At 50.7% G+C, this 22,325-nt stretch carries 21 protein-coding genes and 3 pseudogenes; 9 read left to right on the top strand and 15 right to left on the bottom strand.

The window, feature by feature from the left end; translation table 11 throughout:
- Window positions 1-100: 100 nt before the first annotated feature.
- The 9 genes and pseudogenes from BLO51_RS23520 to BLO51_RS23480 form a co-directional block, all read right to left on the bottom strand.
- Complete coding sequence (locus BLO51_RS23520; RefSeq protein WP_090675730.1) at window positions 101-640, bottom strand: hypothetical protein; 540 nt, start codon at window positions 638-640, stop codon at window positions 101-103.
- Between the two features lie 32 nt (window positions 641-672).
- A complete protein-coding gene (locus tag BLO51_RS23515; protein ID WP_167670307.1) occupies window positions 673-1,125 on the bottom strand; it encodes an Hsp20/alpha crystallin family protein in 453 nt (150 codons plus the stop codon).
- 115 nt (window positions 1,126-1,240) lie between these two features.
- Entirely contained in the window at window positions 1,241-1,489 is a 249-nt protein-coding gene (locus tag BLO51_RS23510) for a spore germination protein (RefSeq protein WP_090675727.1), read from the bottom strand.
- Window positions 1,490-1,542: 53 nt separating this feature from the next.
- Window positions 1,543-1,770 carry a spore germination protein gene (locus BLO51_RS23505; protein WP_174551308.1) on the bottom strand — a complete coding sequence of 76 codons (228 nt, stop codon included), beginning with the start codon at window positions 1,768-1,770 and terminating at the stop codon, window positions 1,543-1,545.
- Between the two features lie 147 nt (window positions 1,771-1,917).
- Window positions 1,918-3,741 (bottom strand): LTA synthase family protein, encoded by a 1,824-nt coding sequence (locus BLO51_RS23500; protein WP_245719787.1) that lies wholly within the window; start codon window positions 3,739-3,741, stop codon window positions 1,918-1,920.
- Window positions 3,742-4,110: 369 nt separating this feature from the next.
- A pseudogene (locus BLO51_RS31290) lies at window positions 4,111-5,054 on the bottom strand (TRM11 family SAM-dependent methyltransferase).
- Between the two features lie 112 nt (window positions 5,055-5,166).
- Entirely contained in the window at window positions 5,167-5,997 is an 831-nt protein-coding gene (locus tag BLO51_RS23490) for a carbohydrate ABC transporter permease (protein ID WP_090675721.1), read from the bottom strand.
- Between the two features lie 9 nt (window positions 5,998-6,006).
- Window positions 6,007-6,936: a carbohydrate ABC transporter permease gene (locus BLO51_RS23485; RefSeq protein WP_090675720.1), complete on the bottom strand. Its 930-nt coding sequence runs from the start codon at window positions 6,934-6,936 to the stop codon at window positions 6,007-6,009.
- A 19-nt stretch (window positions 6,937-6,955) separates the two neighbouring features.
- The gene (locus BLO51_RS23480) at window positions 6,956-8,596 is read right to left on the bottom strand and encodes an ABC transporter substrate-binding protein (protein ID WP_167670306.1); all 1,641 of its coding nucleotides are present in this window, start codon (window positions 8,594-8,596) and stop codon (window positions 6,956-6,958) included.
- 259 nt (window positions 8,597-8,855) lie between these two features.
- Between BLO51_RS23480 and BLO51_RS23475 the strand changes: the two genes are divergently transcribed.
- Window positions 8,856-9,932 (top strand): response regulator transcription factor, encoded by a 1,077-nt coding sequence (locus BLO51_RS23475; protein ID WP_090675716.1) that lies wholly within the window; start codon window positions 8,856-8,858, stop codon window positions 9,930-9,932.
- Window positions 9,929-11,740 carry a cache domain-containing sensor histidine kinase gene (locus tag BLO51_RS23470; RefSeq protein WP_090675714.1) on the top strand — a complete coding sequence of 604 codons (1,812 nt, stop codon included), beginning with the start codon at window positions 9,929-9,931 and terminating at the stop codon, window positions 11,738-11,740. The genes BLO51_RS23475 and BLO51_RS23470 overlap by 4 nt, the downstream gene beginning before the upstream one ends.
- A gap of 4 nt (window positions 11,741-11,744) precedes the next feature.
- On the opposite strand, the gene BLO51_RS23465 is transcribed toward BLO51_RS23470, so the two are convergent.
- Window positions 11,745-12,902 carry an SGNH/GDSL hydrolase family protein gene (locus BLO51_RS23465; RefSeq protein ID WP_167670305.1) on the bottom strand — a complete coding sequence of 386 codons (1,158 nt, stop codon included), beginning with the start codon at window positions 12,900-12,902 and terminating at the stop codon, window positions 11,745-11,747.
- Window positions 12,903-13,074: 172 nt separating this feature from the next.
- On the opposite strand from BLO51_RS23465, the gene BLO51_RS29410 reads away from it, so the two are divergent.
- Window positions 13,075-13,236 (top strand): hypothetical protein, encoded by a 162-nt coding sequence (locus BLO51_RS29410; RefSeq protein ID WP_167670304.1) that lies wholly within the window; start codon window positions 13,075-13,077, stop codon window positions 13,234-13,236.
- Window positions 13,237-13,308: 72 nt separating this feature from the next.
- Here BLO51_RS29410 and BLO51_RS23460 read toward each other — a convergent pair whose 3' ends face one another.
- The 3 genes from BLO51_RS23460 to BLO51_RS23450 form a co-directional block, all read right to left on the bottom strand.
- On the bottom strand, window positions 13,309-13,950 hold the full coding sequence (locus BLO51_RS23460) for a GTP pyrophosphokinase (RefSeq protein ID WP_090675711.1): 642 nt from the start codon (window positions 13,948-13,950) through the stop codon (window positions 13,309-13,311).
- 304 nt (window positions 13,951-14,254) lie between these two features.
- Window positions 14,255-15,898: an MDR family MFS transporter gene (locus BLO51_RS23455; RefSeq protein ID WP_090675709.1), complete on the bottom strand. Its 1,644-nt coding sequence runs from the start codon at window positions 15,896-15,898 to the stop codon at window positions 14,255-14,257.
- A gap of 9 nt (window positions 15,899-15,907) precedes the next feature.
- Window positions 15,908-16,348 carry a MarR family winged helix-turn-helix transcriptional regulator gene (locus tag BLO51_RS23450; RefSeq protein WP_167670303.1) on the bottom strand — a complete coding sequence of 147 codons (441 nt, stop codon included), beginning with the start codon at window positions 16,346-16,348 and terminating at the stop codon, window positions 15,908-15,910.
- A gap of 261 nt (window positions 16,349-16,609) precedes the next feature.
- Between BLO51_RS23450 and BLO51_RS23445 the strand changes: the two genes are divergently transcribed.
- The gene (locus BLO51_RS23445; protein ID WP_090675705.1) at window positions 16,610-17,683 is read left to right on the top strand and encodes an aminoglycoside phosphotransferase family protein; all 1,074 of its coding nucleotides are present in this window, start codon (window positions 16,610-16,612) and stop codon (window positions 17,681-17,683) included.
- 164 nt (window positions 17,684-17,847) lie between these two features.
- Here the strand turns inward: BLO51_RS23445 and BLO51_RS23440 are convergent, their stop codons facing one another.
- A complete protein-coding gene (locus BLO51_RS23440) occupies window positions 17,848-18,414 on the bottom strand; it encodes an RNA polymerase sigma factor (protein WP_167670302.1) in 567 nt (188 codons plus the stop codon).
- 420 nt (window positions 18,415-18,834) lie between these two features.
- On the opposite strand from BLO51_RS23440, the pseudogene BLO51_RS23430 reads away from it, so the two are divergent.
- Window positions 18,835-18,933 (top strand): annotated as a pseudogene (locus BLO51_RS23430) (transposase); the annotation flags it as partial.
- Here the strand turns inward: BLO51_RS23430 and BLO51_RS31285 are convergent.
- On the bottom strand, window positions 18,915-19,046 hold the full coding sequence (locus BLO51_RS31285) for a transposase (protein ID WP_143006956.1): 132 nt from the start codon (window positions 19,044-19,046) through the stop codon (window positions 18,915-18,917). The pseudogene BLO51_RS23430 and the gene BLO51_RS31285 sit on opposite strands and share 19 nt — an antisense overlap.
- A gap of 310 nt (window positions 19,047-19,356) precedes the next feature.
- Between BLO51_RS31285 and BLO51_RS23425 the strand changes: the two genes are divergently transcribed.
- From BLO51_RS23425 to BLO51_RS23410, 4 genes and pseudogenes are all read left to right on the top strand, one after another.
- Window positions 19,357-19,920: an RNA polymerase sigma factor gene (locus BLO51_RS23425; RefSeq protein WP_167670301.1), complete on the top strand. Its 564-nt coding sequence runs from the start codon at window positions 19,357-19,359 to the stop codon at window positions 19,918-19,920.
- 7 nt (window positions 19,921-19,927) lie between these two features.
- The gene (locus BLO51_RS23420; protein WP_217266775.1) at window positions 19,928-21,400 is read left to right on the top strand and encodes a DUF4179 domain-containing protein; all 1,473 of its coding nucleotides are present in this window, start codon (window positions 19,928-19,930) and stop codon (window positions 21,398-21,400) included.
- A 316-nt stretch (window positions 21,401-21,716) separates the two neighbouring features.
- Window positions 21,717-21,986, top strand: coding sequence for a hypothetical protein (locus tag BLO51_RS23415; RefSeq protein ID WP_090675697.1), 270 nt, complete (start codon window positions 21,717-21,719; stop codon window positions 21,984-21,986).
- Window positions 21,987-22,079: 93 nt separating this feature from the next.
- Window positions 22,080-22,325 (top strand): annotated as a pseudogene (locus BLO51_RS23410) (IS4 family transposase); the annotation flags it as partial.

Below are 22,325 nucleotides of genomic sequence, written 5' to 3'. Positions count from 1 at the left end.
ACTCTGCTCTCCTATGTCATGAAAAATAACATCATAGGTCGTTGAGCAAATTGTAGCATATTCCTTTTGCAAAGGAAAAGGGGCGCCTCATGGGCTTGTCCTACGTCCTGCTGCCGAAGCGGATGCGGGGGCCGCCATAGTGCGGATCGTTTCCCGGCGAAGCGGAGGCAGCCTTCTTCTCTTGGTCCGGATTGCCGTTCCCCCCGGGTTTGTGATCCGCTGCAGAATTGCCGTCAACGGCCGGCTTGCCCTCCGTTGCGGGATTCCCGCCGGACTTAGACTTAGGTTTAGCCTCCGGCTTGGGCTTTCCGTCGGCCACGGGCTGGCTTGTGCCGTTCCCGCTCTCGTCAACATCCTTGCCGTACGTATATGCCGCTCCGATGTTTAGCTTGCCGCTCAGCTCCCGGATGCCCAACTGCCCGAGGTTGTTGTTCAGATCAATATGCTCGACGACTACCTTCTCAATCGATAACGATTGGATCACGATGGCGGGCTGAGTCTGCTGGTCCTCCAGTTTCTCCATCAGCTGGTTCAGCCGTTCTTCCAGTTGACGGAGCCGCTGCGCTTCTTCCTGTTTGCCGCCTTGCTGCGGAGGCGCATTGGAATTGGACGTTGTCCCAAAAAGCGATTTCCTGTTCATCGTATCCCCACTTTTTTGGTCATAATCCCAAGTTATTCAATCTCGATTTGCTCGTCTTTGCGCCGCATTCTTTCGTAGTTGAGAATCAGCAGCCCCCGTTCGAAGCGGGCATGGACCGGAGACTGCTCTCCCAGTTGCGGCAGCGGAATCGCACGCTCGAATGGGCCGTGAAAACGTTCCTTATGCAGCGGTACGGCATTATCCAGCAGCGGCTTCGCAATCCCCCGCACGGTCAGCTCGTTGCCCGACAGCGTCAGCTCCACGTCCTCCTTGCACAGCCCGGGAAGCTCCAGCACGACCCAGTTCTCCTCTTCCCGCTCGTACAGATCGTACGCCGGATAACCGGCCGGATACCGGCTTGGCTTACTGCCTTGCGCGCCTCCGGGAGCCGCTTCGTCATGAGTTTCGAATACCGACTTCCAAAAATCCCCTTTCTCAAGCTTCTGCGCCAGCTCCATCCACTGCTTCAGTTTATCCATATCCATAACCCGAAGCCCCCCAACGGCCGACCGCCTCATCAACTGCCATTCAGAAAAAAAATCCCGCTTCACAGTTCCTAATACAACCCTCTTGTCCCCTTCGTCTGCAACCCGCTGGATGTTAGACGGTATTCGTCACCGGTGCGTTCGGGCTGCCGAACGAGTTCTGATTTTGATCAACAAGATCCGGGTCCGCCCCGACATTGATCATCAACGAGGAAACGGGAGAAAAGTCTCCGTTGGCAAAATTGGCGCCGACCACTTTCACGTTGACCGTGTGGCCGTTTTGCACCGTCGTGCCGAAATCGATGTTCGCGTTTTTGGACAATCCGTTCGTCTTAATATTAAAAATATTAATAATGTTGGGCATCGTTGGCACCTCCTTCTGCTTGCAAGCCCGCTGGTAAAGCTAAAGCATACGCTTCATTTGGAAGAGAGCGTGAGCTCCCCTTGGTCGTTCAGATCGGGATCGACATAAATATTGCGCATTTCGGACCGGGGCGGGGATTCGTCCCCATAGGAGGCATTGGTCCCCTGCGTTTTGGAACGAATCGTATGGCCGTGGTGGAACGTATCCCCGATGCTGAAGGAACCGTTATTCGAGATACTGTTGATTTTGATATAAAAAATATTAATCGCCGGCGTCGTCACAAGAACCCACCCGCTTTCGGCATTGATTCCATATTGTATGCGCGGAAAGGCAGTCATTTGCTCGCCAAAGCAAAAAAAGCGCAAAAAAGACGGCTGGACCTGTGTCCAACCGTCTGTTCGTCGCTGCGAGCCATCTCCTATCAGACGCTAATGTCTCTCGGCATTCGGCCCGGCTCCCCCACTGTCCGGATCTGCTGCCCCGGGGGTAGAAGGGGCTCCGGTATATTTGGCGAGATACTGCTTTCCGAACAATTCATCATATTGAAGCTCCCGGTACTTCTCCACATCGGCAGCGACCGAAGCCGGAACCGAGGCATGCATCTGTCCGTCCGAATCGACGACAAGATTGCGCAGCAGGCCCGGAATCTTCTTGGACAGCTCGGCATTGTATGCCAGTGCGGCCGGCTTCTCCATCTGCAGCCGGTCCAGCACATAAGCGCTCAGGAACGAGTTGCTCAGCACCGGCACCTGCTCTTTCGCCATGTCGAAGTTAGACCACATCACAAAAGGCACGCTACGCATCTTTTTCAGTTCCTCCAGCGACCATTGATCCGATTTGGCCGTAGGAATGAACCCGGACTGCACGTACACGTCGTAATCGTACCCCAGCATCGGCATATGGTCGCCATAGAACACGATAATCGTCGGTTCGTCGGACTTTTCGAAATGATCGATCAACAGCTGCAGGCTGCGGTCCGCATCGCGGGCGCCATGCACGTACGTTTCCAGCGTATCGCGGGCCGTATCGTCAAGGCTGCCTTGAACTTGAATGGGATTATCACTGCCGTAACGGTGATCGTCATACGGGCCGTGATTTTGCATCGTGACCGCATAGATGAACGTCGGATTGGCGTTGGCCTCCACTTCCTTGATGATGCTCTTGGACACCTCGTCGTCCGCGATGAAAGCGCCGCGGTATTCGGGATTCTGGAAGCCGTCCTTGCTCTGGAAGCTGTCGAAGCCCATATGCTTGTAGACGTTCTCCCGGTTCCAGAACCAGCCTTCGTACGAATGGATGGCCGCGCTCTTATAGCCGAGGCCCTTGAAATAGCTGGCCATGCTCGGGGTTGGCTTGCTGATGTACTGCTGATACGGCACCGACCCGGCCGGCAAAAAGCTCATGGACTGCCCGGTCAGCACCTCAAATTCCACATTGCTTGTGCCGCCACCGAACTGCGGCGAAAGCAGATAGCCTGACGTGCTCTCCTGCTCAAGCCGGTGTACCGTAGGCACCGGATCTTCACTGAAGGTGACGTTCGGCAGTAAGGTCGGGTCCCAGAACGCTTCGTTCATAATAAAAATGACGTTCGGCTTTACTCCGCTTGCGGCGTTCGCCGTCGACGCACCGACCATTTCGTTGAGGCTTTCGGCAAGACTGGCCATCGTAGGCTCGCTGTAGCCGGGCGGCTTCGGTACGATCGTATTTTTTACGTTCATGGTGAACGCCAAGGACAGTCCGTTCGTTCCATAGTTTTCATGCTGGTTCCAGACGATCTCGTTCACTCCCGCCCGGTCCAGCAGCTTTCCGGTCCACGGAGCCTTCACGCCGAAGCTGTACAAAGCAAAGACGCACAGCGCGCCGAGAGCTACCCGGGTTACAGGCCGCAGCGACAGCCGCGGCAGCCACAGGCGGAACAGGAAGATCACGGCCACGACGGCGAAGACCACCCCGATCCGCATAAGCGCAGCATGAGTCGTAACCAGCGGCAGGATGTTCATGCTCTCCTTGTTCAAGAAAATATCCCATGGAAAGAAGGGCTCGCCAATCAGCTTTACCTTGAAGTAACTGATCAACGATACAATCGAAAGCAGCAGGGCGCTAATGCCGGCAGACAGCACCAGCGACCCGATCATACAGTAAATTAACGCAAACACCAGAAACACAATCAGAGCATTCAATCCGAACAGCTTCCAATTGGCGGTTAGCCAGGTCCAGGTCTCATGTACGGTTCCCCGTCCTATCAGTTCCATGCCAAATACCAGAAGCAGGGGAATTCCAATCATTGCGGCAACGATAAAGCTGTTCCATCCCATGCGGGCAAGCTTTGACCGTGATGACTTTGCCTGTCCTTGGACGTCCAAGGGACGCATCGCTTCTCACTCTCCTATCGGCCCGCAGTTCCTTCTTGTTGCGGAATCAATATTTTAACATATTGTAAAGGCTAAATATTAAAGAAAAATGAATTTAAGATGAAAGGGAGAAATTGGTCCTTGCGGCTTAGGACTTTATCCCTGTTATCGGCAAGAAAGAGCAGGGTCGCTCCAGAGAGGTTGCCTGCTCTTTCTTATTGCCCGGATGTACAAAAAGAAAAAAGCGCCGCCCCCGGACGGGGTACGCGCTCAGTTGCAAATGACGATGTGCCGGGAAAACGAGCCTTTGCGCACAATGCACCGGCCTGAAACGGCGAACCCGGCCTGCCCGGCAAGCACCTCTATCGGTTCGGTGGAAACGATGACGGCCCGCTCCGCCAGCCGTCGGACGTTCCCGAGCAAGCGAAGCTGTTCTTCCGGCGAAATGACCGAGCACAGGTTGTAGGGCAGGTCGAGAACGGCGGCATCGTACCGGCCGCTCATGTCGCCGATATCCGCCACCCGGACGACGTCCGGCAGCCCGAAATGGGCGAGATTCGCGCGGGCGCCGCGGACCGCAAGCGGATTGATGTCGGAGCCGACGATGTCGATCCCCATCGTGAGCGCCTCGATCAGCACCGTGCCGATGCCGCAGCACGGATCGACCGCCCGGATGCCGGCAGGATGCGGCACGGCAAGGTTGGCTACCGCCCGGGCGACCCGCGTGCTGAGGGCGGTGGAATAATTATGCGGCTTCCGGCTGTGCTTCAGCCAGACCGCTTCGTTCTGCCGGCAGGGGCCGAGCACCCAGCGCCCTTCGCCGGTGCAGGCGAAGCCCAGCAGCCAATCCGGCTGGCGCATGTCGGCCCGGCCGCGGATACGCGCGCCGAGCTCCCGCTCCATGGCGCGCTGGTCCTCGTACGCGGCATGGCAGCCGGCCTTAACGAAGACGACCTTGAACGAGCCGCCATCCAGCTCCAGCGTCCCGGCCAGCTCCCCGAGCTCCTGCAGGCTGGTGGCCTCGCACAGCACATCGACGCGCTGCTTGACGAACGGGCTGCGGCTCGGACGACGTCGCCCGGACTCTCCAGCCAGCCGTCTCGCGCTTCCGAGCCAAGCAGCGTGCGCAGCTCCAGCGCGCACAGCTCCGCCTCATCCTCGTGGCAGGCGTAGGTATACAAGTATGACGCCGGTCTCGCACCGGACAATTTCATGGGCAGGTCTCCCCTTAATTTTTGCGCAAGCCTTCAAGTCTGGTTGTAATCTTATCAAAGGGGGCGTCCGTATTCAAATCAGCGCCGGTTTTTTCTTAGGAACGAGCCTCTGTCATATTTTAATGGCGCCCGAGGTTAGACCTTGAACAAACTGCTTCATGCCGAAGATGAACAGCAGCAGCAGAGGAATACTCGCAATCGCATACCCGGCCATCAATTGCCCGTAATCCCCCGGATAGCTGGAGGTGAGGAAGGCCAGCCCGACGGTCAAGGGCCGTTTGGCCGGTGTCGTCAGCGTCACGAGCGGCCAAATATAATTGTTCCACTCGGCAACGAACACGTTGATCGTGAGCAGGGCAATCATCGGCCTAAGCAGCGGGACGGCGATCCACACAAACGTTTGGCCCTCGCCGGCGCCGTCGATTTTGGCGCAATCGAACAGTTCCTGCGGCTGCTGCCGGACGAATGTGCGTATAACGAATACCCAGAACGGAAGCGCGCCGGAGGCGCCAAACAAAATCACCGCCCAGTACGTATCCAGCAGCCCAAGCTTCCAGGCGAGCACGAAGGACGGCACGAGATTGAGGACGCCCGGCAGGAACAGTTTGGCGAAGATGACCCAAAACATCGGCTCTCTCCCGGGGAATGTCATTCTTCCGAAGGCATACCCGGCCATAGCCGCCGTGACGACAGCCAGCAATGCCGTTCCGCCCGAGATGATGAGGCTGTTCCACACCATCGGGCTGACGCGCTTCCAGGCAACAGCGTAATTTTCCAAATGAAACGGCGGTTTGATCTCGAAAAAGCCGTAGATGATTTGACCGACATCCTTGACCGACATTTGCAGCATGATAAGAAAGGGATAGAAGACAAACAGACACGTGACGATCAGAAACAGGTGCTTGCCGGCTTCAGCGGCGCTGAATTTCGATCGAAATGCCATAGCGTAGCCTCACTCGCTTTTGATGAACTTCATGGCCGCGATCGAGATGACCAGCGCAATCATAAACAGCAGCAGCCCGACCGCCGACGCATAACCGAACTCCGTATTGCCTCCGAATGCTTTTTGGTACATATACAGCCCCGGGACAAGCGTAGCATAGCCGGGGCCTCCTCCAGTCATGACGAGCTGCGTGCCGTAGCCGGTAATCGTACCGGAAATCACGCCGATCAGGTTCAATTTGAAGTGGCCCTTGAGCAGCGGCAGCTCGATCTTCAGCGCTTGGGCGACGGGACCGACGCCGTCCATCTTGGCCGCGTCCCAGATCGAACTATCCACGCTCTGCAAGCCTCCGAGATAAATGAGGGCGGCGATCGTGCCGATCCAGGGAAAACCCATGAAGATGAGCCATCCTAGAGCGAGGTCCGGATCGCCGAGCCACAGCTGCCGATATTGACCCCATCCGACGAGAGTCAGCAGTTGGTTGAAGAAACCGAACTGCGGGTTATACATAAACTGCCATAGCAGCAGCGTCACCAGCCCGGGCACAACCATCGGCAGGCAGAACAGAATCCGGTAGACGTATTGCGAGGCGGCGCTGCGGAGGCGGAACAGCACGATGCAGGCCGCCAACGTCGGGATCATCAGCACGATATGGAACATGAACAGGATCGCCATATTGCGGACCGAGATCCAAAAGACGGAATCCGCAACGATTTCCGCAAAATTGCCGAAGCCGACGAATTTCTTCAACGCCGCCCCGTCCCAGCGGTAAAATGCATGGTACATTCCATCCAGAATCGGATAGTAATCGAATAGCAAGGTCATGAGGAGAGCGGGCAGGACGAAGAGATACGCGATGCGCCTCGTTTTGCCGTGAGCCGAGCTGCGCTTTTTGCCCCGCCGAAGGCTGGTTCCGACGGTGCGGAAAGGCTCGTTCATGACTCTCCCTCGTTTCCTCTTATTTTAACGCGGGCTCCGCATACTTCTTGTAGAGCTCCAGCTGAAGCTTCATCATTTCCAGCGACTTTTTCTTTGTAACGATCAAAATTTGCGCCGCCTGGGCCGACTCCAGCTCGGCAATCTGCTTCTCGACGGCAGCCATCGCATTCGGCAATCCAATCTTGTCGTCCAGCTGGTCCTTCGCCTTTTTCGTCGTCGACTTCCTTACATTCTCCTCCAGCAGCGTCAAGTACTGCTCCTTGTCAATCCGGCCGGTGTAGAATTGCTGCGAAGCCGCCACGCGGGCCGTCGGTTCCACTTCAAGGAAAAACGTATTGCCGTTCGGGTTTCTCAGCTTATTTCGTTCCGTCTCCATGAACGGCTTCATCACGTCGGGAACACGTACCCCTTCCACGGGCGAATTCGTTATCGCCGTTTCGACGAATTTATTTTGCGCTTCCTTGCTGGTCGCAAAGTGGAAGAAATCGACCACAACCTTCAGCTTGTCAGGGTCTTTCTCCAAGTCTTTATTCAGGCCCCAGCCGTAGGTGGCCAGCGTGCTGGCGCCTTTGGGGAACGCTTCTTCCGCGTAAGGCGACGTCTCCTTCGTTATGACCGGGAACGGCATCACATCCCAGGCAAAATCCTTAATATTGTCCTTGTAATAGCCGTAGTTCCAGTTGCCGTCGAGCAGGAATGCCGCTTTCTGGTACATAAACAGCTGCTGGGCCGCCTGCTCGCCCGTGCCCGCCCAGCCGTCTTGCCAATACTGCGAAAACTCCTTGATGAGATCGATATGAGCGTTCAAGATCGGATCTTTGCGGTCAATCTTGCCCGTCAGCGCCGCGATGGACCGTTTGGTCGCGTACAGCTCCTTGATGTTGTCGTACTTGGCGTCGAAAAACCGGCTCGCGTAATTTTCGGCGAACTGATTGCTGGTCCACACGTTGATCCAGTTGACGAAGCGCTCCTTGTCGGCGGCGATCGGTGTAATCCCGGCGTCCTTCAGCTTCTTGCAGGCCTCGATGAACTGCTTCCATGTCTTCGGCACTTCGGTAACACCCGCTTTTTGCAGCAAATCCTTGTTGTAATAAAACGGACGGTTTTCCGCAATCCCCGGACCCCCGTCTACCGGGATGAAGGAAATGACGCCGAAGCGGTTGGCGATCTTCGCATCCAGGAACGAAGCCTCGCCGCCGACAAACGTATCGATCCATTTCTTTCCTTCGGAAAAAGGAGTCGGCTGGTTCAAGTACCCTTCCATGTTGATAATGTAGCCTTGGTTCGTATACTTGTTAATCATGTCGCCCGACAACTGCATGGCGTCGGGGGCGTTATGGGATATAAACTGCGTGTCGAGTAGCTTGTCGTAGCCGTTATTCGCTAAAGGCTGGTAAATATGCTCGATCTTCACGTTCGGATGCAGCTTCATATACTCCTGAATCACGTGATCGTAAGCGGCTTGGTACGTCGGATTTTGCCCCTGCCAATCCATCAGCTTGAGCTCGAATGTTTTGCCGCCCGGTACGGCGCCCGCGTCCTTCTTATCGCCCGATGCCGGTAAGGACTGCGCGTTGCTGCACCCCGCTGCGACGACCGCCAACGTCAAAATAACCGCCGTTTGCCGCGAAAAGGCCGTTCGGCACAAATATGGCTTCATATGTTTATTTCCCCCTATACGGATCGCTGAGAATATAAAGATAGTTTTCGCCATCTGAAACAGGCGGCTCCACTACGCTTTTAGCTTATCTTACTCCATATGTATCCAAAAGAGGAAGATTATTTTTTTTGGTGGATTAAACTACGATAGGCGCTTGAAAAAATGGGAAATCTAACATTTTCCAGCCATTACTCTTTCCATAGCAGGAGTCAAATAGTATACTCTCCTTGAAAAAGGATGGGGAACGGAGGGATATATCATGCTGAAAGTATTAATCGTGGATGATAAGCCTGCCGTATGCAGCGGTCTGAGACGGATGATTCCATGGACACAGCTCGGCGCCGAACTTATAGGGGAATGCAGCAACGGACAAGAGGCGCTCGATTTGGCGCTTGAACACCGGCCCGGTCTTGTCATTACGGACGTCCGCATGCCTGTTATGGATGGATTAGAGCTTTGCAAACGATTGCAAGAACAGCTCCCCGATACGGCGCTTATCATTTTAAGCGCGTTTCACGATTTTTCCTATGCGCAGACGGCCATCCGCTACGGGGTAACCGATTACGTGCTGAAGCCAATCGACAGGCCCAAAATCGAACAGCTTATCCATAAGATCGCCCAAGTGGCGCAAACCCGCCAAATCCGCGAGCTGTACTACGCTCTGCTGTACGATGCAAAGTTAAAGGAGCGATGGGCCGCCGGCATCAAGAGCGGGGATATGTCCGCGATTGAGGCGCAGTTCGAAAGCCTGTTTATCGATTATCCGCTGGTCGCTTACGACGTGATCAAGGATATTTGCTCGAAGCTTCTCGTCAACTGGTTCGAAGCCTGTCGTGAAGCCGGGCTGTCTTGGGAGCATGCGGGCTTGATGACCCCAGAGCAGGTATGGACGCAGCTCGGCTCCGCGAAATCGAAGGAAGACATACGAGAGTGTTTACGGCAATGGCTGCAGGGGGTGACGGAATGGGTGAGCGGACGCAAAAACAAGCGGACGGAAGTGGTCGTGGAGCTTCTCAGGGACATCGTCCGCCAGAAGTATCAGGACCCGGACTTGACCATCTATTCTATCGCAAGCGAGTTGAATTTATCCCCCAATTATATCAGCGTCGTTTTCCGGCAAGGGACGGGTGAAACGATCAGCGCCTACCTCACCCGGCTGCGGATAGAGCATTCGCGCCTGCTGCTCAAAGACCCTGCCGCTTCCATTCAGGAGGTAGCCAGAAACGTTGGTTATACGGACCCGCATTATTTTGCCAAAGTGTTTAAGAAGACCGAAGGGCTGACGCCTTCGCAGTACCGGAATCTTACGCTTCATCCGGGAAGTGCCTCCGTATGATGGCCATCCGCCCCAGCTTTCACCACAAGATGGCGCTTATTTTTCTGCTCTGCCTCCTGGTGCTCATCGGGTTGTCAAGCGCAATCACCTACTGGAAGTTTAACGAGATCATGAGGCGGCAGGTGCTTAACGATTTGAATCAGATCATGGCGCAAAATAAAATGAACCTCGACAACCTGATTAACGGGCTCGATAAAGCGACACTGCTTCTGTATACCGACCATACGATCATGAACATTCTCAACCGTCGGACGGACGATTATATGCAGATCTATGACGATATCGGCCAGCTTAATGACGAGCTGACCAAATATATGTTCATTCCGTTACACAGCTCGCTTAGCGCCTATACGATCACCTTTTTCGTTTCGCCGGATATGCCTTTTGCCAAAGAGCTGTATTCGGGGAAAGATTTTTTTTACGGCTTCTATAACGGCATCGACGCGATGCAGATGCCCTGGCACCGGCAGGCGGTCGAAGCGGACGGACGGCTGATTTGGTTCACGGACCCCGCCAAACCGGGTCAATTGTACCTGGCGCGGCTGATCAAGAATCCGGAGGCGCTGTCGCTCCGCAATATCCGAATGGGCAAGGAAATGATTCAGAACGTCGGCGTCGTTGTCATCGGCTTTCAGACAACGGAGCTCGGCAAGCCGCTCGAAGCCTCCAAGCTGTCGCCTTCCACCGAACTGATGATCGTCGATTCGCAAGGGGCCCCGGTCTATTCGCTCAATCCGCATCCTCCGGCTTTTCCGGCCGCCATGATGCAGGCCCAGCCCTCCGACACGGTCACCCTCGAAGGCGCCGCTTACCTTGTCAACCGGTCCCCGCTTGCCTTCGGCTGGCAGCTGCTTGCCTTCATTCCGCTGGACGACATTGCCGGCGGCTCGACGATCGTTCGCTACATTGTCGGAATATCGGCGCTAACCGCTCTGTGTGCCGGAATCGTTCTTTCCTTTCTCATCTCCAGTCAGATTACCGCGCCGATCCGCAAGCTGGCCCGCACGATGAAGACGATCATGTATACGGACCGGTTGAACGTCTATTTGGAGCCACCGAAAGGAAATGACGAGGTAGGCATTCTATACCAGAGCTTCAACAACATGATGACGCGCATCCGTAAGCTTGTGGAGGACGTGTACGAAAGCGGCGTCCGACTGAAGGAAGCCGAGCTGCGGGCACTGCAGGCACAGATCAATCCACACTTCCTGTACAATACGCTCGATTCGGTGAACTGGCTTGCTTTGGAATCGGGGGTCGATGAGATTGTGGAGATAAACTCTTCGCTATCCAGCATGTACCGCTACATCATGAAGGATGCCAATGAGATGGTGACGCTGGATGACGAGCTGCAGCAAATCCGGCATTACGTGAATATCCAGTCGATCTGCTACCCGGACCGGTTCGAGGTTTACTACGATCTTCCTCCCGAGCTGCTGGACGTCAGGTGTCCGAAGCTGATTTTTCAGCCGTTGATCGAAAATGCGATTGTTCACGGCATCGAGAAATCAAGCGGCAAGGGCCGCATCGATATCCGCGGCCGTATCGAGGAGCATACCGCCGTTCTGACGATTACGGATAACGGAGCAGGCTGCAGCATCGAGGATTTGAACGCTTTTCTGGAAGGAAAGCACAACACGCTGCAAGTGTCCCAAGGCTACGGCATCCGGAACGTAAATCGGCGCATTCAGCTCCAATTCGGGGACGTCTACGGCCTGCATTACGAGCCCGGAGAGACTCGCGGCATCGCCGCGATCATTCGGATTCCGGCAGGAACGCCTTGCGACTCGGCGTATGGACAACCCTGATTCCTCATGCCCGGAGCTGTCCGTTAATGAGAAAATAAAGGATATGCAGCGCGCGGCCGATGCTGTCCTCACGTTTGAGAACGGACAGCTCCACCTCCGCCACATGATCGCCGGGAGGCAGATCGTCCGCAAACAATACCGTCTTGGGACGGTAACATTTCCGACACTGCGCATCGAACAATGGCACAGCCTTAGACAGCTTGCCGTCGATTCGGACTACGATTTCCCCGGTATCCATACCGGCCATAAGAGCCATGCCGACGGCGGTTCCGGTAAAGTGAATGCGCAGTACCGCGCCCGGCGCATTAGCCTGCAGGATATCCACCGGGGGCTTCCAATCGCATATTTTTTCTGGAGACCAGCCGGTGACATAGCGGAAGCCTTTTACTTTCTCCGCAGCCAAGGAAGAGACAAGCATGCCTTGATCGTAGCAGAAGCTGTCTATACGTGAGGGAAGCACAGCGGCGGCGTTCTCCGGACCGGGAACCGCTTCCAGCGCGGCGCTCATAAACGCTTTGAGAAGCTGTGCATAGAGCAGATGTCCGGCATTGTTCGGATGGACCCCATCCCCGCTGATCATGTCCCAAGTGAGCGAGCCGGAGGCCATCCGGCGGTAAATCTCGGTTGCCATATCGACAGAAGGAAGCCGGTAATGCTCAGCTACCTCCTCATGATTGCACACATTCACGTGCGGCCTGCCCATTTTGAGGAAATAGGGGTATCCGGACTGCTTAGCCGTATAGATAAAGCAAATATCCATATGCGGATTCAAGGTCCGGGCATGCCGTACGATTCCTTCCATCGCCCGCAGCGAGGGCTGCCGCCTTCCGTTATCGCTCGCTGCGAACTCGACAAACAAAAGATCAGGTACACAAGTTCGGAAAACGTGACCTTGCAGCCGGTAAGCGCCGTAGACCGAGTCCGTTCCTCCGACCGCGGCATGAATGAAGCGAAAAGCCGTTTGCTTGAAGCTGTCCGTCAAATACTGGATGAGCCTCGCCCGGTAGCTCGTTTGCTCGGGATCGGACGCCCCGTGTCCCGCCGTCACCGAGCCTCCCATGAAAGCAATCGTGACGCTGCCGCCGCTTTTCAGCTTCCGGACCGTTCTCCCGATTCCTTCGCGAAGCGAATAGTGAGTTCCATATTCTATAATTGACGACAACCTAAGCCCCCCTATGATCGGATCCTGCTGCGGATGCATTGCTGTTCCATTTCACCCGCAATTCCACTGTACCGAAAGGAGCGCGTCCGCAGCAAGGTAACAAAACTTCGATTTGGTGGAGGATTCTATGATTAGGGGGCGAAGCGGTCGTGAATAGCGGAAATGATACCTTATGGCCGAAGGCTACGCACCGGAGCAAGTGATCATTGCAGCGAACGGCGACGACGATGTCGGAGTAACCAACGTGCCTCACAATCGGCTAGCGCGACTCGCGGACAAAAAAATCGGCCCTGCGTATAAGCAAGGCCGATGTTCCATGAAGCTCCATATTTGAAATTATCATCGAAAGGGGTCTCTTCCCTTCCTGTCTTCCTCCATCCATGCAGCTACGGTTTGCGCGCCGATTTTACTGAATCCTCGCATACGGCGAATCCAGGTGTCCGATTTCGTCGCTGATCGCTTTCATTTTCGCATCCAGTTCGACGGTTAGGTGCGCGGCGGACAGCAGTTCCTGCTTCAGGCGATCCGGGATGTCCTTGTTGTATTTGTAAAAAATTTTATGCTCCAGGCTGGCCCAAAAATCCATCCCCAGCGTGCGCAGCTGAATTTCGGCCCTGACCAGCTGCTTTCCCTTGGAGAGCAGCACCGGAACTTCGACGATCAGATGCAGGCTTTGATACCCGTTCGGCTTCGGATTGCGGATGTAGTCCTTGCATTCGATGATTTTCATATCGTGCCGGTTGTTCAGAATTTCGACCAGATCGTAAATGTCGCTCAGAAACGAGCAAATAATTCGCACGCCAATAATATCGTTCAAATGGTCACGCGCAGCGACAAGGCTGATCGGCAGCCCTTTGCGCTCCAGCTTGTTGATAATGCTCTCGGGCGATTTGATCCGGGTCTTGATATGCTCGATCGGGTTGTAGTTGTAGACGTGCATGGCCTCTTCGTTAATATGCCGGATAGTCGTGCTCAGCTGCTCCATCGCAAACTTGTAGGGCAAGAACATCTCTTTCCATTCGCCGGCCGCTTTCAATTTATCGATCATGATCTGGTCCCTCGTCAATTAAGTATTGGATTAGACCACCCAATGGAGTCCTCTCTTATCATAAAAAATTATGGCGCCCGAAGCAATTTTGTGAAAATAATATGGACAAAACCCGCCCGTTTCGGTGGCCCGTAAATGGCAAAAACCTCCGATAGGCGGCGCGAAGCCGTCTCCCGGAGGTGCCTTTTACAGCTTCAAGCTAACGATCAGCATGACAGCCAGCGTCAGCGTCAACGTCACTCGACGCCGCCGCAGCCACATAGCCGCCCGGCTGTCGAGTGCGCAAACCTCGCAGGTTCACTCGTTACCCGTTCGCCGGCTTCCCACTAAGGCGGGGCGACGGTTCGCCATCCGTTTCCGCAGCTTCCTGCGGCTTCGGCCCTGGGCCGCCGCTTCCGGTACGCAGCGGAATCTCCTTCAGGAAGAACGTCAGCACAAGCGCGACCACAAGCAGCACAGCCCCCGCCAAAAACACATTGGCCAACGAGTAACTGAGCGCCTCGCGGAGCGAGTCGATCATCCGGCTGAACACGGTCTGCAGCTCCGGCGGCAAGGCTGCCTGAATCTGCGCCAGCTTCGGCTGATCGAGCAGCATTTGCGGATTATGGAACGCGGCGAGCTTCTCGGCCACCTTCGGATCTAGCTTGCTCAAGTCGACGCCTCGCCCGCTTGCCAGGATTTCCTGCAGTTTGTTGGTCATGCCAGTAGACATAATCGTCCCCATGACGGCAATGCCGATCGTACCGCCCAAGTTACGGAACAGCTGCGAGGAGGCCGTAGCGACGCCAAGATCCTTCGGCGATACGGCGTTCTGAACGGTCAAGGAAAAGACCGGCATCCCCAGCCCAAGTCCGAAGCCGAACACAATCATGCTGAGCAGCGTCACCGAGATCGTATTCATGTAATGCATGATCATCATCCCGATGACCATAATGATAATCCCGATAATCGCGATCCGCTTGTATTTGCCCGTCTTCGTCATAAGCTGTCCGCTGATCGCGCTGGTCACGACCATGCCGATGGACATGGGCATCGTCACATAACCGGAATAGGTCGGTGAAATGCCCATCACACCCTGAACAAAGAACGGCGTATACATGAGCGCTCCCATCATCCCGGCGTTCATAATAAACCCGATGACGTTCGAGATCGTCACAATCCCGTTTTTGAACAACGAAAGCGGCAGCACCGGACTTTTCACCCGGCTCTCAACCCATATGAAAATAACCAGCGCCACCAATGTACAGGCGAACAAACCGAAAATTTGCGACGAGCCCCAAGCATACTTCGTGCCGGCCCACGAGAACGCGAGCAGCATCGGCACGATCGTCAACGTAAGGAATAGCGAGCCGAAATAATCGATCGATTCCGACGGCTTGCGCTCCACCTTCGGGAACATCGTCAAAATCATCATAAAAGCGACAATGCCAAGAGGCAGGAAAACCCAAAATACCCAGTGCCACTCAAAATGATCGACGATATAGCCGCCAAGCGCCGGGCCGATGACGCTCGCAAATCCGAACACCGACATCATGATCCCGGACCATTTCCCGCGCTCACGGGGAGCGAACAAGTCGCCGACGGCCGTAAAGGCCGTAGCCATGATGATCCCGGCGCCCACCCCTTGGATGCCGCGGTATGTAATCAGCTGAAAAATATCCATGGACGTCCCCGCCATGAACGCGCCGATCATAAATAAGACGATCCCCGTAAGAATAAACGGCTTCCGGCCGTAAATATCGGACAGCTTGCCGACCAGCACCGTCGCGATCGTCGAGGTAAGTAAATAAATCGTAATGACCCATGTATAGTAGTCCATCCCGCCGAGCTTGGCGATAATCCGCGGCAGAGCCGTTCCGACGATCGTCTGGTTAATGGCTGAAAAGAACATCGCCGCAATAATGGCGATCATAATCGTGATTTTGCGTTTATACGATAAATGTTCCACGTTGCTTTCTTACTCCTCTCCCAATTGCTCCATGTTGTTTAGCATCCGGTTAAAGAAATGGAGATGCTGCCGGATCTCCTCCTCAGATAAACCGGCGAACAGCAATTCGACCATCTTCGTCTGCTGCTCTCCGAGCGCCTTTAGCTCACTCAAGCCCCGTTCCGTTATTTCCAGATATACGACCCGCCGGTCGTCTTCTCCCCGATACCGCTTAGCATACCCCTTCTCTACCAATTTATCGGCTTTGGCAGTAATGGCGCCGGACGTCAACTCGAGCGCCTCAGCCAAATCGGATACCTTCTGCGGCCCTCCGCGAAGCTGCCGGAGTACCATAAACTGGGCCATCGAAAGCGACTTGTCGATATGTCGGCTCCACAGGTACGACATTTCTTTGACGATCTTCCGGAACGTACGGGCCATTTCGGTTTTTAATTGATGCTCTTCGTTCATTAGAAACGCCCCCTTTCGTATCATGGCAGTTCCCTTCCAAGACAAGGTTGCTTTCAAGAAAAAACCATTAAATCTCGAAATAATTTACTAATAAACGATTAAAATATTTACTTATTATACACCAAAGGCAATCGTTTGTGAAATTTTTTTGAAGCATTTGGATACTTCCTCCAAATTTATGTGTTTATCCCGTTACGCGGTACGGGCAGCCGCATAAGCTAGAAATATCATCGTACCGTCACGAATGGGGAGGAACACCGTATGACTCATCGAACCCTCAAAACCAGATATCGGCTCCTGGCCCGCCGTTACGGACTGCAAATCAAGCGAATCATCCCATATGACTCGCTTTACAAACGCAATGCCGCCTACCGTGCAATTACCGATCGGGGCGACTTTCTGATCAAGCCGTTTTGCCGGAGCCGTGTCCTTGGTCAGCGCACCGCCAGGCAGCAAATCGAGCGCATTTCCTCTCACATCCGCACTTTGCAGAAGGCCGGCTACCCTCACCTGCCGAAGTGGTTGACAACGTCTTCCGGCCGTTACTGGACCTTCTATCAAGGCAAGCCCTATTATATGACGGAATGGATTAAAGGCCGGGAGCTTCAAAACGACGCGCAGGACTATGACAATCTCGGAAAAGCATTGGCCGGGCTTCACAATGTCTGCCAAAATACCCGTTTGCCTATGGCCCGCTTCACGTTAAAGGAAGTCGGAATCCTGAAGCGGCGGGATGCATTGTTTCGCCGTCAGCTCGTGCGGTTTAATAGACGGCTAGGCCGATGGTTTAGAAAGCATGGGGCCGAGTGCATCGTCTTGGCGGACGAAGCCTGGAGGATCATGGAGGCTCCGAAGGTGCAACGGTTGCTGCAAAAGGAACACGAGCCTCCCGCTCTCATTCACGGCGACGTTACTGTTCCGAACGTCATCATCCGGCCCGACGGGTTGTTCCTGATTGATTGGGACCGGGTCCGGCGGGGATCGATTTATCTGGAAATCGCCAGAACGCTGCTGAATACAGCGCTTTTCGAACCACTGTACATGGAAGCGATGCTGCGCGGATACGAACAATTCAAACCGCTGCTGCCGGAGGAACGTCTGTTAATCAGCGCCTTTTTCCGGCTGCCGGGCGAGGCTTGGTTGTCCGCAAACCGCATCGCGTTCGGCCGCAGTCGATACGTGAACCACGTGCTGAAAAAAACGTGGGGCAGGCGTTTGAGCGCTGTTGGCTGGATGGATCGTTGGGCCCGGGCAACGACAGCGCCGGACGTATCAGGCCGCGATACATTAAAGGGGGCGGAGATAAACGAAGAAGGCGAACCGACTGCGATTTAGAATCGCTGTGGTTCGCCTTTGTTTTGAATCGGATTAGTAGCCAACCGTAAACCGTTTGCGGGAGAAGCGCGAACACTCCGCCTCGTCCCGCAAAAAACGTAGGTACGGCCTTTTCATTCACATGTAACCGCAATAGTTATAGCTTGCGATAAAAAAATCATTTCTTACAGAATTTTAGAAAAATCAAGTATTTTCTTGAATGCTTTCCTAGCTCTTAATAGCTTTATTCTAACATTTTGTTCGGATATTCCTAATTTAGCTGCAATTTCTTTATTGGACAATTCTTTTTTCCACCGCAAAAAAATGATGTAAGCATATTCTTTTTTTAGATGTGTAAGCTGTTCATTTAGATGCTCTAATAATAACCTATGTTCAACCTTTTGTTCTAAGGATAGCTTATCGTAAACATAGAGAGCGTCATCAAGGTGTATATGAGTTTTGTCCAGCCTTCCTTGCTTTTTCAAATAATTTAGAGTCGTATTTCTAATAACAACTCGAAGCCAGCGTTTTAGATGTTCTAAATTTCTTAGATTCTTTGGAAAGTATAGAATCGACTTATAAAATGATTCTTGTAAAATATCCTCTGTTGTAGCATTATTTTTCACCATTTTAAATACAATTCTAAAAAAGCTATGGTAATAAATTTGATATATATTTTTTTGAGATAGAGTAGGTAATTGATCAAAAGGAAATTTTAAAAGTAGTTCAAAATCATCACATTTAGGCTCCATCACAAAACTCCTCATTTTCCGAAATAGTCTGTTCAGAAAACCCCAACTTCACCCAACTACAATGTACATTATTTTAAATATTTTATAATATTTTTAATTTTTTCCATTTTTTTATTATAAAATTTAATTTATCTTGATGTCAAGACCTTATTTCTTTCGGCTTATCGCTCTGCTGGATGGGTACAATGCAAAGCCCTGCCACCTCGTATAGTATTTCTTGAAGGCAGTTATGATCTAATTCCAGTCCCCTAGGAAACTGAAGGCTACCTTCAAATTTCCAGTTTTCTTCTTTGAAAATTAAATTTGGGAGTGGACATTCCGGAATGTCTCCGACAATGAAAGCATAGGGTCCATTCGGGGCTTGGCTCCCGAAGATCATCCAGCATCTTCTAGATTGAATGGAATCCTCCATTACCGTGCCTCAGGTCCATCCCGGGCATCGATTTGATTTATGCTGCCGGCATCCTGTTAGAGATAGGCGATATTAAACGCTTCGACGATCAAGCTGCGGTGGCTAAGTAGGCCGGCCTTGTCCTGTTCCTGAACTCATCAACCACGTTACCAACCATCTTCATCACATGAAATTTTTCAAAGGTGATTTCTGCTTTCGAGAAATACTTTTCAAGGGCCACGCAAACATAGCACCCCGCTCAAAATCCAAATGCAGGTGCCGCTTGATCCTGATTATCAAATTCAATTGCGTCAGCTTTCATGGTTTTTCCAATTGCAAAGTCACTTTAAAATACGTCCAAGATCAAGTTTCACTACTGCTTAAAGAGTTCCACATCGTCAATCCGCTCCTATTAACGTATTGCTGGGTAGCATTGATTTGAATCTAGAAAGGCCAACCAAAAGTTTCATGTAATTTTTTTATTTTTTTGTAAGAAAACGTAGGTCTGATTCGTCTTAATTACAATTGCTACGGAAAAGGAGGATGCTCCATTGTCAGAGATATTCGATGAAAAGAAAACAATTAACTTGCTAAAAAGAGGCGACCAAAAAGCCTTTGATAGCATATTCAATAAATATAAAAATAAAATCTTTGGTTTTCTAATTAATATGGGGGTGAACAGGGAAGACGCACAAGACTTAACACAAGAAACATTTATTAAAGTCATTAAAAATATAGATCAGCACAATAGTAATAAATGCTTTTCATCTTGGTTATATACAATCGCTATAAATTGCCTAAAGGATTTTCGTAAAAAAAGAACTACTTATCCTCTAGACGACTGTTCCATTGACTTCGTTCTTAACGATCTTCCTGAAGACATTATTATCAAAAAGGATGAAAAAAGGCATCTTCATGAAATTATTAAAAAAATGCCCTACAAATTTAGAATAGTACTTTTGTTAAGATATACGAATGACCTATCTTATCAAGAAATAGCACATATTCTGAACATATCGGTAAATAACGTCAGTGCAGATTTGCATAGGGCAAAAAAAATGCTAAAAACACTGATGAATGAGAGGAAAGGAGACTATTATGAACTGTCTAAATAAAGTTGATATGGAAAACATTTTGGGACAAAGAATAATTGAAGAGGAATTCTTAAATCACTTGAAACTCTGTGAAAGGTGTAGAAAACTATATGAGGAGTGTAAGACTGAGGAAAATAACCTGCATCAATTATTATTTAATTTCGAATTGCCAGATATTAAAGATCCCCCGTTCATGAATACAATTGAAACATTACTGAAACAAAAAAGAAGAAAAGCAAAAAATTTAAAACATTTCATATTGGCTGCTTGCTTTCTTATTTTTATTACAGGTATCTACACCTCCCCTACAATCGCTCAATATATACAGTCCTTCTTTAAAGATAATGCGGTAACGGACAGAGGATTGTTGGAAGCATACGAAACCGACATTCCAATATACCCCAATGTAACTGTAAGTGACAAGAAGTACCGGGTTCAGGTCAATGAGATTATTGCTGATAGTACACGGGTAGTAATGGCGTTAAAAATTGTAGATGATAACGGTTCATACAATCATGATCTGTTAAGGTTAAATGATGAAAATGAGATATCGTTGGTTGACCCAATCAATAATAAAAAATTAGCTGTATTCGATGACATAGGAAGCACTGAAGATTTTAATTATCTTGTAGCTAAATTGGATGAAGATTTTCCCGGCAAAAACCTGAAAATCGTTGGGAAAATTTCAAAATTAAAGAATGGTGAGACGATCACAACCGGAAATTGGAGTTTTAATATTCCAGTGAATATTGAAAAAAATCAAAGAGAAATCAAGAACTTGAAAGAAAAATTTGTAACTTCGAACAACTTGGAAATTGAATTAACAAGGCTAGTCTATACTTCAACAGGTGGGCGGTTAGAATTGAAAGTCAAACCAAGCATGGATTATAAAAAAGAGTTATTTATGAGGCATTCCTTGATGTTCCATCTAGAAGATATGAACGGAAATGAAATTAGTACTGTAGGCAGCTCAAAAATTGGAATTACAAACGACTTATTATCAAGTATCAAAAAATTTGACGAAAAGGAACATGTGATGTATTGGACATATACGTTCAAATATTTGCCGAAATCACCGATCCGGTTTGTTTTGGACGGTTATAGAATACTTGAGAACTCCAATGAATCATTTGCCTTTAACCCAGAAACGTTAGCTACTGCTCCTTTATCTTTTGACAGCATGAATGACGAGTTCATATTGACTGGATTCGAGCAAAATAACGATGAGGCCATTTTACGCATGAAGGGCAAGTTTTTTAATGGATTTTCCGGAGACATTTGGAAGGTGGTTGATAAAGACGGAAATGAATATGATGTAAGAACAGGAGGAGCATATATATCCCAAAATGATATTATAACATTGCAAGATGAAAAGTTAAATACAAACTACGGTTTTAGAATTAACCAACTTCCCCTAAAAAATTATGAACAATTGATTTTGAAAAGAAAAGTTATTGAAAGAAGGTATCAGAGCAACTGGGCGGTCATTATAGGTAATTAATGTGTATCATGTCCGTCTCAATTGGTGCATCATATCGCTTGCAGTAACTTGAACTTTAGGTTAGGCAAAAATAACAATTTGCCTAACCGTTTTTTAAATTAAAAACCCAATATTTACTTGAATATATATTAACTTTCATTTGGAATAAATAATCTAAGCTAAATATCACTTTTAAGGTTTTTTAAGGAAAATGTGTAACAAAATCCTTAATTGATTGTTTTATATTTTAGAAGTACCAAAATCTATGCTCACACTGGAGGAGTTCATAATAATTTGAGCATTGGTATTTTAAATTAATGAAATGGCAGGTGTGGACATGAATATCAAAAAGTTGTATGTTTCTTCCCTTGCAGTTGTACTGGCATTACCTATGTTTGTTTTTTCCGTGTCAGCGGCAGATGAAAGTACAGATGTCAAGAAGTCAGTCGAACACTACTTTGAAGCTGTTCGAGCAGAAAATTTAGAAAAAATGTTTGAACTATCGCATGACAAAAGGCTAGACACTGAACACAAGGATAGAGTTATCGCAGATATCAAGGACGAATTTTCTGTTACTGATTTAGAAGGTTATTATCACGCCTGTTGATTAACCAAAATAAGGAAATTGAAAATTGAAAAAAGGACGCTCTTTCTGTAAAATCGTTTGCACCATACAACACGATTAGAAAGAGGCGACCTCATGAAAAAGTCTACCACGTTCACCAAGTTAGTTCAAACGCTATTGACCGAAGAAGATGTGAAGCAAATTTTGCAAGAATTGAAATACGAAGATACAGCCAGCAAGTTTACAGCCAGTCAGCTTCTATTATTCTTTATGCACGCTGCCTTAGGACAGTGGGACAGCTATCGGTCTGGTGTAGGAAAAGCAGTCACCAGCGGTCTTATTCGCGTTTGCTATTCCTCTTTTTCTTCCAAAGCAAGCGAT

Origin of the sequence: Paenibacillus tianmuensis (assembly GCF_900100345.1) — a bacterium.
Lineage (GTDB): Bacteria > Bacillota > Bacilli > Paenibacillales > NBRC-103111 > Paenibacillus_G > Paenibacillus_G tianmuensis.
The sequence above is the reverse complement of the archived record's forward strand: the minus strand, read 5'-3'. Positions and strand labels throughout refer to the sequence as shown.